This is a genomic window from uncultured Shimia sp., assembly GCF_913054185.1.
Lineage (GTDB): Bacteria > Pseudomonadota > Alphaproteobacteria > Rhodobacterales > Rhodobacteraceae > Shimia.
The window spans coordinates 14,160-29,172 of record NZ_CAJXIV010000002.1 but is presented as its reverse complement, the minus strand read 5'-3'; the positions used below and the strand labels follow the sequence as shown (position 1 = coordinate 29,172).

The following is a 15,013-nucleotide window of genomic DNA, read 5'->3' as shown; positions in this document are numbered from 1 at the left end:
CGTTTTGTGTTAAGGTGGATCTGTAAGTGATTGATTTTGTGGAGCGGGTAACGGGAATCGAACCCGTAACAAGAGCTTGGGAAGCTCGTGTGATACCTTTTCACCATACCCGCAGCACGCCTGTTGGTAGGGCAGCGTTGCGGGAGGGTCAAGCGGGATTTGGCTAGCCGCGACGACGGCGACGACGACCGCCACCGGACCCATCGCCACCGCCGGTGTTGAAACTTACTTCGGGTAGATCGACAACCTCGCGCAGGATCGGAAAAGGATCGGCGGAGTTTGGCAATGCTGAAGCGTTCACAAAATGCTCCTGGAAGCGCGGTTCCACGGCGGTTTCGATTTTCTCGATTTTGCGCACGAGGGTTTCGATTTCAGAACGCGCGTCTTTGTTCAATAGAGCGATGCGGGCACCGGTGCCAGCGGCGTTGCCTGCTGAGGTGACTTTGTCAAAGGGGCAATCCGGGATCATGCCCAGCACCATGGCGTGTTTGGTGGAGATATGTGCACCAAAGGCGCCTGCGAGCACCACACGGTCAACTTGGTCAACGCCACGTTTGTCCATCAGCAAGCGGGCGCCGGAGTAAAGCGCGGCTTTGGCCATCTGAATGGCACGAATGTCAGAGTTGGTGACGGTGATGGGTTTTTGGTCGGCGTCACCTTCCCAAAGCGTGTAGGAATTGGTGCGTCCGTCGGCAAAGCAGCGGGATGTACCGGTTTGCTCCGCTGAGCCGATAAGACCGGAGGCATCCACGATTCCCGCGAGGCGCATTTCGGCAATCACTTCGATGATCCCGGAGCCACAGATGCCAGTGATGCCGGTGCCCGCGATGGCGGCGGCGAAGCTGTTGTCATCTGACCAGAGATCACTGCCAATGACGCAGAAACGTGGTTCTTTGGTAACCGGGTCGATTTCCACACGTTCGATGGCGCCGGGCGCTGCGCGTTGGCCAGCGCTGATCTGTGCGCCTTCAAAGGCGGGGCCGGTTGGGGAAGAGCAGGCGAGCACGCCGTTCTTGTCGCCCAGCAGAATTTCCGCGTTGGTGCCCACATCAACCACCAGTGCAAGGTCTTCTGATTTGTCTGGCGCTTCGGAAAGTGCCACACCGGCGGCGTCTGCGCCCACGTGGCCTGCGATACAGGGCAGCAAATAAGCGCGAGTGCCTAGGGCGATGTTGAGGCCAAGCTCGGATGCGGGCAGGGAGAGCGCGTCGGACGTTGCCAGTGCAAAAGGAGCCTGGCCCAACTCAAACGGGTCAATGCCAAGGAACAGGTGATGCATCACCGGGTTCATCACAAAGACGGCGTCGAGGATCTGAGTTGGCGCGATATTGGCGTCTTTGGCAATGTCGACGACCAGTTGGTTGAGGCCGTCGCGCACCGCAGCGGTCATCTCCAGATCGCCGCCCTTGTTCATCATGGCGTAGCTGACGCGGCTCATCAGATCTTCCCCAAAGCGGATTTGTGGGTTCATCAGGCCAGACGAGGCGACAACTTCGCCGGAGGTCAGATCACAAAGGTGGCCGGCGATGGTGGTTGAGCCGAGGTCGACCGCGAGACCAAAGACGGGGCCTTCGAAATAACCGGGCCAGAGCGCAATCAGACGGGGCGGGGCACCGGTGTGGTCTTGGTGGATCGCGGCGGTGACAGACCACTTGCCTTTGCGCAGGATCGGTTGCAGCGGGCGCAGGAGATGGGTGTCCACCGAGATTTCCGCGTGGCCGGTGGCGGCTTTTAAAGCAGTGAGCAGACGCTCCAAGTCACCGGAGGGCTTGTGCATGTCGGGTTCTTCGACCTCGACATAGGTCAGGTGCACGGTGGAGTTCAGAGTGATGTCGCGCACCTCGGCGCGTTTGCGCACCACCTGTTTGTGCACCTGGCTTTCCGGCGGCACGTCGATGACGATGTCACCTTGCACAGTGGCCTGACAGCCAAGGCGGCGGCCTTTGGTCAGGCCGCGTTTGTCGTCGTAGCGTTGCTCTACCGCGTTCCAGTCTGACAGGGCGTCTTCAGAGACGGTCACACCGTGTTTGGGGAACTCGCCGTAAGAGGGCGTAATCTGGCATTTGGAGCAGACGCCGCGGCCACCACAGACGCTGTCCAGATCAACGCCCAATTGGCGGGCGGCTGTCAGAACGGGTGTGCCTACTGGAAAATGGCCACGTTTGCCGGAAGGGGTGAAGATCACTAATGGGTCGCTGCTCATCGAGAAGGCCTTAAGTCTGTTCGCTTGGCTGGCAGCATAGCTGCCGAAATTTACCGAGAAAGGCAAGGAGCGGCATGGGGTGGTCTATGGGCGGCAAAGAGAGACTGAAAAGTTGACCGTTAGGTCAGAAAACGCACGCGTAGCACATGCGGCTAAAGTATTTGCGTCGCGAAGGCGTCAGAAGCGGTAAATGGGGGCGATTAGGGGTTTTCCACAGATCAAGGCCATGCGATAGGGACGTGCCAAATGAAGCCCCGCAAAAGGAGATTTGCGATGGAGATTCGTGAGGCACTCACCTTCGATGATGTTCTACTGGTTCCGGCTGCGTCGGTTGTTTTGCCGTCTACGGCAGACACGCGCACGAAGGTCACAAAATCCATCGATCTCAACATTCCTCTGCTGAGTTCGGCCATGGACACGGTCACCGAAAGCCGCATGGCGATTGCCATGGCGCAGGCCGGTGGCATGGGGGTGATTCACAAGAACCTTGATGCCGAAACGCAAGCGCGCGAAGTGCGTCGAGTGAAGCGGTTTGAAAGCGGCATTGTCTACAACCCTGTGACACTGACCCCAAACCAAACATTGGCAGATGCCAAAGCGTTGATCGAGCGCTATCGCTTTACTGGTTTCCCTGTTGTGGACGAGCAAGGGCGCGTGGTGGGCATCGTCACCAATCGCGATATGCGGTTTGCTCAGTCCGATGACACGCCGGTACATGCCATGATGACCACAGCGGATCTGGCGATGCTGCAAGAGCCTGCGGATCTGGAAGAGGCCAAGAGCCTGATGCGGGCGCGTCGGATCGAGAAACTGCTGGTACATGATGGCACGGGCAAGCTCACCGGTTTGCTGACTTTGAAAGACACCGAGCAAGCGGTTTTGAACCCAACAGCCTGTAAAGACGATCTGGGCCGCCTGCGGGTGGCTGCGGCCTCCTCGGTCGGCGACAGTGGCTTTGCCCGGTCTGAGATGCTGATTGATGCAGGTGTGGACATTGTGGTGATCGACACAGCCCATGGGCACTCTCAAGGTGTGATTGACGCAGTGAAGCGGGTTAAGAGCCTGTCCAATTCCGTTCAAGTGATTGCCGGCAATGTTGCCACTGGTGAGGCTACCAAAGCGCTGATTGACGCCGGAGCAGACGCCGTGAAAGTGGGTATCGGGCCGGGTTCGATCTGTACCACACGTATGGTGGCTGGTGTTGGTGTGCCGCAGCTGACCGCGATTGACGATTGCGCAAAGGCTGCGGGCGATGTGCCGGTGATTGCGGATGGCGGCATCAAGTTCTCTGGCGACTTTGCCAAGGCCATTGCGGCCGGTGCGTCCTGCGCCATGGTTGGCTCGATGATTGCGGGCACCGACGAAAGCCCGGGCGAGGTGATCCTGTATCAAGGCCGGTCGTTTAAGTCTTATCGTGGTATGGGCTCGCTTGGCGCGATGGCGCGCGGCTCTGCGGATCGCTATTTCCAAAAGGATGCCGCGAGCGACAAATTGGTGCCGGAAGGCATCGAAGGGCAGGTGCCTTACAAAGGCCCTGCGGGCACAGTTGTGCACCAGTTGGTAGGCGGTCTGCGTGCGGCGATGGGCTACACTGGAAACGCGACCGTAGCCGAGATGCGCAAGAACTGTAAGTTTGTGAGGATCACCGGTGCCGGATTGAAAGAAAGCCATGTGCATGACGTTCAGATCACCCGTGAAAGTCCGAACTACCGGATTGGCTAACCGCCTTTAGGGGTATGCATTCTTTAACGAGAAAGGGCTGAACCTTGGCGGGTTCAGCCCTTTCTTTTTGATTTTCGAAACGTGGCTTAAAAGTCTGTCCAGGTTTCTTCAGCGGCATTGCCATTGGTGCTGAAGCTTCTCGCTGCAGGAGCTGGCGCCGTTTTCTTTGCTCTTGGCTTTGGTTGATCCGCTTTTTTGTCCGCCTGCCAGTCCGCCTCAGTTACCTTTGCTGCAGGCTTGGGTTTGGCTGATTTGGCACTGGCATCCAAATTGAAGTGACCAACCATTTTTGCGAGGCCTACGGCATCGGACTTGAGTAAATGCGTCGCTGCGGTGGATTCTTCGACCATGGCCGCGTTTTTCTGCGTCACCTGATCCAACTGCATCACACCGGCGTTGATCTCAGCAAGGCTTTGGGATTGTTCCGTCGCGCCATCAGCAATAGCTGAGACCATGCCGGAGATATGCACCACACGATCGACAATTGTGCTCAGGGCATCGCCGGTTTGCCCCACAAGGCTCACACCACGGTCCACTTGCTCCGATGATTTCTCGATGAGCGCCTTGATTTCATTGGCAGCTTCAGAAGAGCTGTGCGCCAATTTGCGCACTTCAGAAGCCACAACCGCAAACCCCCGACCTGCGTCGCCGGCACGGGCGGCTTCTACGCCTGCATTCAGCGCAAGCAGATTGGTTTGGAAGGCGATGTCGTCAATCACTGAGATAATTTGTGAGATATGCGCCGAGCTTTGCTCGATCTCGGTCATCGCGGAAACGGCATTGCGCACCACTTCGCCACTTTCCTCAGCCTCGGTTTTTGCGGTCTGCATAGTGCCTTCCACATCACGTGCGCCATCTGCTGCGGCCTTTACGGAGCGGGTCAGATCATCCAGCGCCGCTGCGGTTTCCTCCAACGTGGCGGCCTGACTCTCTGTCCGTTTGGACAGATCATCCGAAGCCTGGCTGATTTCAGTCGCACCGCTGTGAATCGATTTGGAAGAGTCGACCACATCAGTGACTGTGCTGCTGAGATTTGTAATCGAGGCGTTGAAATCTGTGCGAAGCTTTTCGTATTCAGCTGGGAAAACGACGGCAATTTTAGAAGCCAAATCACCGTTTGAAAGGTTCGCGAGGTGATCAGATAGGGTTTCCACCACTTCGGATTGAGCGGCTGCGGCTTGTTTCTGGCTTTCTTCCAACTCACGTTGGCGCACCAGCGCGGCGCGGAACACATCCAGAGTGCGGGCCATGTCCCCCAACTCATTCTGGGTTTGGGTGAATGGGATGTCTGCGTTTGTGTCCCCCTCAGCCAAATCTGCCATGCGCTTGCGCAAGCTGTCCAATGGGCCGGTGACGCTGCGGATGATGAAAAAGGCGACCAAAGACAGGACAACAAGAATGCCCCCCAGAATGGTTAACGCCTTGTTGCGAATTTTTGCCATTTCCGCTTCGATGTCAGACAGATACGCACCGGTTCCGACAATCCAGTTCCACGGTTTATAGTGGTAGGCAAAGCCAATTTTGGCCTCTTGCAGATCGCTGTCGGGTTTTTGGAAGTGATAGATCAGCGTGCCGCTGCCATTTTCCATGGCAATCTTGCGCATTTCCTGGAAAATCATCAGGCCGTTTGGGTCTTCCAAGCTTTCCTGACTGTGTCCGATCCACTGCGGGCGATGTGGGTGCGCTGTCATCACGTAGTTGGTGTCAAAGGCAAAAAGGTAGCCGGAGTCACCATAATTGAGAGATTCCAGTTGTTCGCGACCCAGCGTGCGGGCTTCTTCAGGGCTGTACTTGCCCTCTTGCACACCTTTTTCCAGATTTGCGAGCAGGCTGGTTGCCGTTTCGGTGATTTCCAGAAGCTTCTTATTGTACATGGTTTCAACCGTGTTGCGCATGTGGTTTTGCAGCAAAAGGGTGAGAACTATGGCCAGTGCAAGAGCCACAACGGCGATGGCACTGATCCGTGTAGACAGTTTTGTGAGGAGGGCTGGCATCGCAGTCGACTCTCTGATTGTTGAGGTTTCACGTGATGGACTAGCGGTGGCAAGTTTAACGAAGCCTTATGACACGTCCTTAAATTAAAGGTCCAAATGCATTTCACGCGCGATGCGGTACTTTGAATGACCCACGGTATCTCTATGATTGATTTGTGCTCAAAATTTAAGCGGGCTGCGAACAGTTGCGATCACAGCACGCCATGATGTAGAGCAACGCTGACGGGCGGCCGCAAAAAAAATACCATGGTGCGCCCGATCAAATTGGAAAGAGGCGGCACATGACACCAGCAGCGCGCGTACAAGCAGCGATAGAGATTCTCGATGACATCTTGGAGGGAACGCCGGCGGAAAAAGCGTTGACGGGATGGGCGCGGCGCAGCCGGTTTGCGGGCTCCAAAGACCGGGCGGCTGTGCGGGATCACGTATTTGATGCGCTGCGCCGAAGAAACTCCGCCGCATTTGTTGGTGGGGATTTGACAGGGCGTGGTGTGATGATTGGTGTTTTGCGTCAGGATGGCGCGGATTTGGATATGGTTTTCAGCGGCGAAGGATATGGACCAGCTCCGCTGACCGAACGAGAAGCCACATCACCTGATGGCGACATGCCGCTTGATCTGCCGGAGTGGTTGCAGGACCCCATGCGCGCCAGTCTTGGTGCAGCGTTTGAGGCAACTCATGAGGCGTTGCGGGGCCGCGCGCCAGTTATCCTGCGGGTCAATCCGCGCAAGGCGACCCGTGCCGAGGCACAGGCTGCCCTGTTGCAAGATGGCATTGAAGCAAAGCCAATGGACTTGGTGGACACTGCGCTGGAAGTGACCGCAGGCGCGCGGCGGATTAAGCTGAACGCCGCATATCTAGATGGGATGGTCGAGCTACAGGATGCCTCCAGTCAGGCGTTGGTGGCGCAGTTGCCACTGGAGCAGGGTTTGAAAGTTCTGGACTATTGCGCAGGTGGAGGCGGCAAAACTCTGGCAATGGCTGGGCGTGCTGATGCCACATTTTTTGCTTATGATGCTTTGGTACATCGAATGGCGGACCTGCCGGCCCGTGCCAAACGCGCTGGTGTGGCTGTGCAGATTGTGGAGGACCCATCGGCGTCTGCGCCGTATGAGATGGTGCTATGTGACGTGCCCTGTTCCGGTAGCGGAACCTGGCGACGGGCCCCGGACGCCAAATGGCGGTTCACAGAGGACGATTTGGCGCAACTGGAGGTCACACAGGCAGATATTCTGGATCAAGCCAAAGAGTTGGTCGCGCCAGGTGGGGTTTTGGTTTATGCGACCTGTTCCGTTTTGAGTGCCGAAAACACCGCTCAGATTGATCGGTTTGTAGGAAAATTCCCGGAATGGGCGGTGCAATGGCAGCGTCAATTCGCCCTCTCTGAAGGTGGCGACGGATTCTTTGGGGCAATTTTGCGTAAAAAATAGAGGGCTTACGCTTTTTCTTCTGTCTTCGTTAATGCGTGTTTAAGATAATTTGACGCATATTAACGAAGACGTAAAAGAATAGGTGCAGACGTGTCCAATTCGACAAAGGCCAAGGGGCCTTCCCCCCGTCATATGGGTGACTCACCACATCATGCCGGCATCCTCGCCTTGGCCGCTTTGGTCATGGTGGTGACGGCTGTTCTTTTGCAACCAGGCCCGATGCGCATAGCGATGGTGTTTGCCAGCGGGCTTCTGGGCCTGGGCAGCGCTGTGAGTTTGATGGTGTCTTTGCGCCGAAAGGCCGCGCAAATGCGGGCGGTATCCCTGCTGCGCCGGATGTTTGACGAGGCGACCGATCAGGCCTTTGTGTCCAACCCTGAGGGGCAGGTGATCTACGCCAATAAGGCTGCGATGGATGCGGGTTTGGGCGCGCGCGACACCATGATTGAAGCGTTGTCGGATCAGGTTTTGGACCCCGAAGGCAAGGTGCGCGACATGATTGCGAGCAGCCTTGCAGAGGGAAAATGCGAAGAAGAGCTGTCTCTGCGTGATGCGATGATGCGGCTGTCCGTAACAAGTTTGGAATACGGCGTACTGCTGTGGAACATCCAGAAATCTAATCCCGTTGCGGATGCGCAGCATGCCGGTGGGGCGCCGCGGTTACCTATGCTGACTGTCGGACGGTCTGGGACGGTTTTGTTTATGAATCCAGCAGCCCGTCACTTGCTTGGCGAGCGCAAGAAAACGCTCGCGGATGTGTTTGGTCCTGATGTGCAAGATCTGCGCAGTGCAACTGTGGTGCATACCTCAAACGGAGAGCAGCAATGTTTGGTCGCGGAATTTGAGGCCACGGCCGGGCGGCGTGAGGTCTACTTGCTGCCCACTGAAGTACCGGTGATGCGCGATGGGGCGGTGCAGTTTGACGAGCTGCCGGTTGCCCTTTTGAAAGTGACCCCCTCCGGTGACGTGCTGTTGGCCAACCGCGCTGCACGGGCGTTGATCAATATGGAGGTTTCACCGAAAACCATTATCGGCGACCTCATGGAGGGTCTGGGACGTTCAATTGTGGATTGGCTGATGGAAGCCGCGCAGGGGAAAACGGTCAATCAATCGGAATTCTTGCGCCTTAAGCGAGACGACAAAGATGTGATTGTGCAAGTCAGTCTGAATCGCGTGATCGAAGGTGGCGAGACCTCTTTGATTGCCGTGCTAAGTGACGCCACCGAGCTCAAGTCTCTGGAAGCGCAATTTGTGCAAAGCCAAAAGATGCAGGCAATTGGCCAGTTGGCCGGTGGTGTGGCACACGATTTCAACAATCTTTTGACAGCAATTTCAGGGCATTGTGACCTTTTGTTGCTGCGACACGACCAAGGGGATGCGGACTACGCGGACCTTATTCAGATCAATCAGAACGCCAATCGTGCCGCAGCGCTGGTTGGGCAGTTGTTGGCGTTCTCCCGAAAGCAGAACCTGCGCCCGGAAGTGTTGGACCTGCGCAATACGTTGGCGGACTTGACCCATTTGCTGAACCGATTGGTTGGGGAGCGGGTGACATTGACATTGAACAATGATCCGGTGCTGCCCGCGATCCGCGCAGACAAGCGGCAGTTGGAGCAGGTGCTGATGAACTTGGTTGTGAACGCGCGGGATGCCATGCCGGATGGCGGCGAAATCCGAGTGACAACTGAGGGTGTTGAGCTCAGCGAGGCGTTGGAGCGTGACCGGGTGGTTGTGCCAGTTGGCAATTACGTGTCGGTCACGGTGGCAGATCAGGGCATCGGCATCGCGCGTGACAAGCTCCAGAAAGTATTTGAGCCCTTTTTCACCACCAAAAAGACAGGTGAAGGCACCGGGCTTGGCCTGAGCACGGCGTATGGCATCGTGAAGCAGACCGGCGGCTACATTTTTGTCGACAGCACGGAGGGAGTGGGCACCACCTTCACGTTGATGTTTCCTGCGCATGGTGCCGCAGCAGAGCAGGTGGCGGCACCTGAGCTTGGCAAGCGCCCAGACTTGCCAGAAGTCCAGCACAGCGGGGTTGTCTTGCTTGTCGAGGACGAGGCACCAGTGCGGTCTTTTGCGACACGTGCGTTGAAAATGCGGGGCTTCACCGTGCTTGAAGCCGCGTCGGGAGAAGAGGCTCTGGAAGTTCTGGAGATGGATCACCCAACCATTGATGTATTTGTCAGTGATGTGATTATGCCTGGCATGGATGGGCCAAGCTGGGTGCGCCAGGCGCGTGAGGAGTATCCAAATGTGCCGGTGATTTTTGTCTCCGGTTATGCGGAAGATAGTTTCTCTGACGATCAGGCGCGCATTGAAAATTCCAGTTTCTTGCCGAAGCCGTTTTCCCTCAGCGACCTCACAGAAGCAGTTCAGGCGCGGATCTCAAACTCCTAAGTCAGACTCTCGTAAAGCTCAAATTCCGCTGCGCATTTTTTGCGCAGCTTTTGCATGGTGGCGTTTGGCAGATCGAGTGGCATAGGGGGGGAGCTGTTTCGGCGTTGCAATTGGACCTTTTGTTGCAAACGATCTTCCAAAAACGCGATTAATTGAGGTTGATCCTCATAGCGGAATAAGTGATCCACTTTCACTCCATTGGGGCGCGGCTCTAGAAATTTGGCTTGGCTGCCAACATTGGCAAAGGCCGCTTTCTTGTCACCTTTCATGTATTCTTGGACAAACTCTTCAAAGCTCACGTTCTCGGTTGAGTTTGCATGCCCACGCATAAAATCGCGACGTCGGTAGCGGTACCAACTGGCCAGCCAGCTGACCGGTTCGCGCATAACGGCCATCAGTTCCAGATCATCAGTTTTACAGGCGCGTTCAAACATGGGACGGAAAAAGCGATTGTAGCGGTAAACCGGAGCGTGTTTGAGCTCTGGTGGATTGGAAATCACCATGTCTGCAGAGGGGGCCAAAGCCTCCTCAATGGCTGTTGTGCCGGTCTTTGGGACAGACAGGAACACAAGTTTTTGTTTCCAGAAAACAAGCATTTGCATGGCCTTGAGTAAATGAAAGACAAGTTGCCTTAAGTTTGTAAACCAGTTCTTAACCAAAGGGGATGGAAAATGTTCCTATTCTTTTCTCTTGATTTGTTCTCCTTTTGATCTCATAAGTTTTTAGAACAAGAGGTGAACACAGGCAGTGATTGCCGCCCGCGCGCGGGTGTGGAATAAGGAACCAAGCAAATGGCAACGGCAGATCTTTTGACAATGACCACCAAGAAATCCTCATCCCCCGACAAACAGAAAGCGCTGGACAGCGCGCTGGCGCAAATTGAGCGGCAGTTTGGTAAGGGCTCGATTATGAAACTGGGCGCGGACAACCCTGCGCAAGAGATCGAGTCAACCTCGACCGGCTCTTTGGGTTTGGACATCGCGCTGGGAATTGGTGGTTTGCCCAAAGGGCGGATCATCGAGATTTATGGACCAGAGAGTTCCGGTAAAACCACGCTGACTCTGCATTGTATTGCGGAAGAGCAGAAAAAAGGTGGCGTTTGCGCGTTTGTGGATGCGGAACACGCATTGGACCCACTGTATGCCAAGAAGCTGGGCGTGAACCTGGATGAACTGCTGATTTCGCAGCCAGACACCGGGGAGCAGGCGTTGGAAATCACTGACACATTGGTGCGCTCTGGTGCGGTGAACATGGTTGTGGTCGATTCGGTTGCAGCATTGACACCGAAGTCCGAACTTGAAGGCGACATGGGTGATAGTAACCTTGGGGTTCAGGCGCGCCTAATGAGCCAAGCGATGCGCAAATTGACTGGGTCGATTGCGCGGTCCAAATGTATGGTGATCTTCATCAACCAAATCCGGATGAAGATTGGTGTGATGTTTGGATCGCCAGAAACCACGACGGGCGGTAATGCGTTGAAGTTCTACAGCTCCGTTCGGCTGGATATCCGCCGTATTGGCTCGGTGAAAGATCGCGATGAAATTGTGGGCAACGCAACGCGCGTGAAGGTTGTAAAAAATAAAGTGGCGCCACCGTTCAAGCAAGTGGAGTTTGACATCATGTATGGCGAAGGCATCTCCAAGATGGGCGAATTGCTCGACTTAGGTGCAAAAGCCGGCGTGGTTGAGAAATCTGGCAGCTGGTTCAGTTATGGCGACGAGCGGATTGGGCAAGGTCGCGCAAATGCCTCGGCGTTCCTGAAGGAAAACACCCGTATGGCGCTGGAGATCGAGGACAAAATCCGCGCTGCGCATGGGCTGGACTTTGATATGCCGAAAGGTGACGAAGAGTTATTAGAGGATTGATCCCGTCCTCTGAAGAATTGATGCGGATCTTACCGCATGTTTTGGCCGCCCCAAAAGATAGGGCGGCCATTTCGCATTTGTGCCTACGTCCGGAGCGCAATGCCCGACGGTTTGTGGATAAGATCACTTTGACAGCGGCCCAAGGCATTCCTGGAGAACGATGGATGACGCAGCCTTGGCTGCGTACTGAAGTCGGTGCGCCTCATCCAGGCATTCAAGTGTGCATCATTCCGCAGCGTGTGCTGGATTTGGTGTGGGCACCAAATGAGGACGCGCTGCATCCTGGCGATACTTTTACAGCGGACCTCGATATGTCGGACGGAAACTTACCAACTGGTCAGATATTGACAGTTGGCACCGCTGTTTTGCAGGTGTCAGAGGTCTTCAACGACGCTTGTGTGAAGTGGAAGGTCCGGTACGGGCAGGCGGCTTATGAGTGGATCAGGAAACCGGAGCATCGGTCGCTGCGGTTACGTGGTGTTCTCTGCAGCGTTGAGCAAGATGGTGTGATTCAGGCCGGAGATATCTTGCGCAAGGTGTGAGGCGCTGATGATTAGGTAAGGTGGGGCGTTTGGCACTTGTCGCACTAAGTTGGGCGCAATGCCATGTGGACAGGCAGGCGCGGGGGTTATACACCCGCTTGAATACCGAAACCCACGTTAAGAGATCTGCTCATGGCCAGCCTAAACGACATCCGGTCGACCTTTCTGAACTACTTTGCCAAACAAGGTCATGAGATTGTGGACTCCAGCCCGCTGGTGCCACGCAATGACCCGACACTTATGTTTGTAAATTCAGGCATGGTGCAGTTCAAAAACCTCTTCACTGGGGTGGAAAAACGGGATTACCAGCGTGCAACCACATCGCAGAAATGTGTGCGGGCCGGCGGCAAACACAACGATCTGGACAATGTGGGTTACACGGCACGTCACCACACGTTTTTTGAGATGCTCGGCAACTTCTCCTTTGGCAATTATTTCAAAGAAGAGGCTATTCCGTTTGCGTGGAACCTGATTACCAAAGAATTTGGCATCGATCCAAAGCGTCTTTACGTGACGGTCTACCATACTGACGATGAAGCCTATGATATCTGGAAGAAAATCGGTGTTCCAGAGGAGCGGATCATCCGTATCGCGACCTCTGACAACTTCTGGCAAATGGGTCCAACTGGACCATGTGGTCCGTGCACCGAGATTTTCTACGACCATGGCGAGCATATCTGGGGTGGCCCTCCTGGCTCACCTGAAGAAGATGGCGACCGGTTCATCGAGATCTGGAACGTGGTGTTCATGCAGAATGAGCAGTTCGAAGATGGCTCGATGAAAGCACTGGACATGCAGTCAATCGACACCGGCATGGGGCTGGAGCGGATTGGCGCATTGCTGCAGGGCAGCCATGACAACTACGACACCGATTTGTTCAAAGCGTTGATCGAGTCTTCGGCCCATGTGACGTCGACTGATCCTTATGGGGAGCAGAACGTGCATCACCGCGTGATTGCTGACCATTTGCGCTCCACATCCTTCCTGATGGCGGACGGGGTTATGCCTTCCAATGATGGACGCGGCTATGTTTTGCGCCGGATCATGCGTCGTGCGATGCGACATGCGCACCTGTTGGGTGCCAAAGACCCTGTAATGCATCAGCTTGTACCCTCGCTGGTGCAGCAGATGGGGCAGGCGTATCCAGAGCTTGGGCAAGCGCAGGCTTTGATTGAAGAGACGCTGAAGCAGGAAGAAACCAAATTCAAACAGACGCTGGACCGTGGTTTGAAGCTGTTGGACGATGAGCTGGATGGTTTGGAAGACGGCGCACCGTTGGATGGAGCCTCGGCGTTCAAATTGTATGACACCTTTGGCTTTCCGCTGGACCTGACCCAGGATGCGCTGCGCGAAAAAGGCCGCGAAGTGGATACCGACGGCTTTGATGCCGCTATGGCAGAACAAAAAGCCAAGGCGCGGGCGGCCCACAAGGGCTCCGGTGACACCGCTGAAAACGCGGTTTGGTTTGACGTTGCAGATGAAAATGGGGCGTCTGAGTTCCTCGGGTATGATACCGAGACTGCCGAGGGGCAAATCCAAGCAGTTATGAAAGATGGCGCACTGGTTGAGGCGCTGGCAGAAGGTGAAGAAGGCTGGTTGGTGATGAACCAGACGCCATTCTATGCCGAGAGCGGCGGCCAAGTTGCGGACCACGGTTTGGTGGAGCGGCTGGAAAACCGCGACGAGATGGCCAAAGTGTCGGAAGTTCAGAAGTTTGCTGACGGCAAGTTGATTGCGCATAAGGTCCTGGTTTCGCGTGGGACAATCTCCAAAGGCGATCCGGTGGCGATGATCGTCGACAACAGTCGCCGTTCGTCGATTCGGGCCAATCACTCAGCGACACACCTGCTGCATGAAGCGCTACGCGAGGCGCTTGGCGATCATGTCGCTCAGCGTGGCTCGCTGAATGCGGATGATCGTTTGCGGTTTGATTTCAGCCACAACAGAGCATTGAGCCCGGAAGAGCTGACCCAGGTTGGCTTGGACGTGAACGCCTACATCCGTCAGAACACGCCGGTGGAAACCCGTGTGATGACACCGGATGACGCCCGCGGCATCGGTGCGCAGGCGCTGTTTGGGGAAAAATACGGCGATGAGGTGCGTGTTGTCTCCATGGGCCGGGCCAACACTGGCAAAGGCCAGAATGGCGACACCTATTCGATCGAACTTTGTGGCGGCACGCACGTCAAACAGACCGGCGATATTGGTGTGTTTGTGCTGTTGTCGGACAGCGCGTCCTCAGCTGGTGTTCGTCGGATTGAGGCGTTGACGGGTGAGGTGGCGTTTGAACATCTGGCGCGGGAAGCCAAGCGGGTGGCCGAAGTGGCTGGCACATTGAAGGCGCAACCTGGGGACATCGTAGATCGCGTGAAAGCGCTGCTTGACGAGCGCAAAGCGCTGCAAAACGAGGTTGCGACGCTGCGTCGTGAGCTGGCGATGTCTGGTGGAAATGGTCAGGGAGCTGGCCTGGAAGCCAAAGAGATCAACGGTGTGAAGTTCTTTGCGCAAGTGCTCTCGGGTGTGTCCGGTAAAGATCTGCCTCCGTTGATCGACGAACACAAGGCACGCTTGGAAAGTGGCGCGGTGCTTTTGGTGGCAGATGCCGGCGGAAAAGTGGCCGTGGCTGCCGGTGTGACGGATGATCTGAAAGGTGATCTGAGCGCCGTGGACCTGGTCCGCGCGGCAGTTGGACCAATGGGGGGCAAAGGCGGCGGTGGTCGTCCGGATTTGGCCCAAGGTGGCGCCAAAGATGCTTCCAAGTCCGAAGAAGCTTTTGCAGCGGCGGAAGCGGTGATCACAGGCTGACCATTTGGTCAAAATTCTCTTGGCCTGTCCGACGTTTCCCGTAGAGTGTCGA

At 55.8% G+C, this 15,013-nt stretch carries 9 protein-coding genes and 1 tRNA gene; 6 read left to right on the top strand and 4 right to left on the bottom strand.

Annotated features, from left to right (window positions below):
* Window positions 1-39: 39 nt before the first annotated feature.
* Together QZ517_RS00730 and QZ517_RS00725 are read right to left on the bottom strand one after the other, a co-directional pair.
* Window positions 40-113, bottom strand: a tRNA-Gly gene (locus QZ517_RS00730).
* 50 nt (window positions 114-163) lie between these two features.
* Window positions 164-2,203, bottom strand: coding sequence for an ASKHA domain-containing protein (locus QZ517_RS00725; RefSeq protein ID WP_294220443.1), 2,040 nt, complete (start codon window positions 2,201-2,203; stop codon window positions 164-166).
* Window positions 2,204-2,476: 273 nt separating this feature from the next.
* Here QZ517_RS00725 and guaB point away from each other — a divergent pair, with 273 nt between their 5' ends.
* Window positions 2,477-3,925 (top strand): IMP dehydrogenase, encoded by a 1,449-nt coding sequence (gene guaB, locus QZ517_RS00720; RefSeq protein ID WP_294220439.1) that lies wholly within the window; start codon window positions 2,477-2,479, stop codon window positions 3,923-3,925.
* A gap of 86 nt (window positions 3,926-4,011) precedes the next feature.
* On the opposite strand, the gene QZ517_RS00715 is transcribed toward guaB, so the two are convergent.
* Window positions 4,012-5,919, bottom strand: coding sequence for a methyl-accepting chemotaxis protein (locus tag QZ517_RS00715; protein ID WP_294220436.1), 1,908 nt, complete (start codon window positions 5,917-5,919; stop codon window positions 4,012-4,014).
* 281 nt (window positions 5,920-6,200) lie between these two features.
* Here QZ517_RS00715 and QZ517_RS00710 point away from each other — a divergent pair, with 281 nt between their 5' ends.
* Both QZ517_RS00710 and QZ517_RS00705 read left to right on the top strand, forming a co-directional pair.
* Window positions 6,201-7,349, top strand: coding sequence for an RsmB/NOP family class I SAM-dependent RNA methyltransferase (locus QZ517_RS00710; RefSeq protein WP_294220433.1), 1,149 nt, complete (start codon window positions 6,201-6,203; stop codon window positions 7,347-7,349).
* Between the two features lie 132 nt (window positions 7,350-7,481).
* Window positions 7,482-9,749, top strand: coding sequence for an ATP-binding protein (locus tag QZ517_RS00705; RefSeq protein ID WP_294220427.1), 2,268 nt, complete (start codon window positions 7,482-7,484; stop codon window positions 9,747-9,749).
* Here QZ517_RS00705 and QZ517_RS00700 read toward each other — a convergent pair.
* The gene (locus QZ517_RS00700) at window positions 9,746-10,345 is read right to left on the bottom strand and encodes a sulfotransferase family 2 domain-containing protein (protein ID WP_294220424.1); all 600 of its coding nucleotides are present in this window, start codon (window positions 10,343-10,345) and stop codon (window positions 9,746-9,748) included. The two genes, QZ517_RS00705 and QZ517_RS00700, sit on opposite strands and share 4 nt — an antisense overlap.
* A 195-nt stretch (window positions 10,346-10,540) precedes the next feature.
* Between QZ517_RS00700 and recA the strand changes: the two genes are divergently transcribed.
* The 3 genes from recA (at window position 10,541) to alaS (ending at window position 14,961) form a co-directional block, all read left to right on the top strand.
* Window positions 10,541-11,614, top strand: coding sequence for a recombinase RecA (gene recA, locus QZ517_RS00695; RefSeq protein WP_294220418.1), 1,074 nt, complete (start codon window positions 10,541-10,543; stop codon window positions 11,612-11,614).
* A 164-nt stretch (window positions 11,615-11,778) separates the two neighbouring features.
* Window positions 11,779-12,156 carry a hypothetical protein gene (locus QZ517_RS00690; RefSeq protein WP_294220415.1) on the top strand — a complete coding sequence of 126 codons (378 nt, stop codon included), beginning with the start codon at window positions 11,779-11,781 and terminating at the stop codon, window positions 12,154-12,156.
* Between the two features lie 132 nt (window positions 12,157-12,288).
* Entirely contained in the window at window positions 12,289-14,961 is a 2,673-nt protein-coding gene (alaS, locus tag QZ517_RS00685) for an alanine--tRNA ligase (protein WP_294220413.1), read from the top strand.
* Window positions 14,962-15,013: the final 52 nt, after the last annotated feature.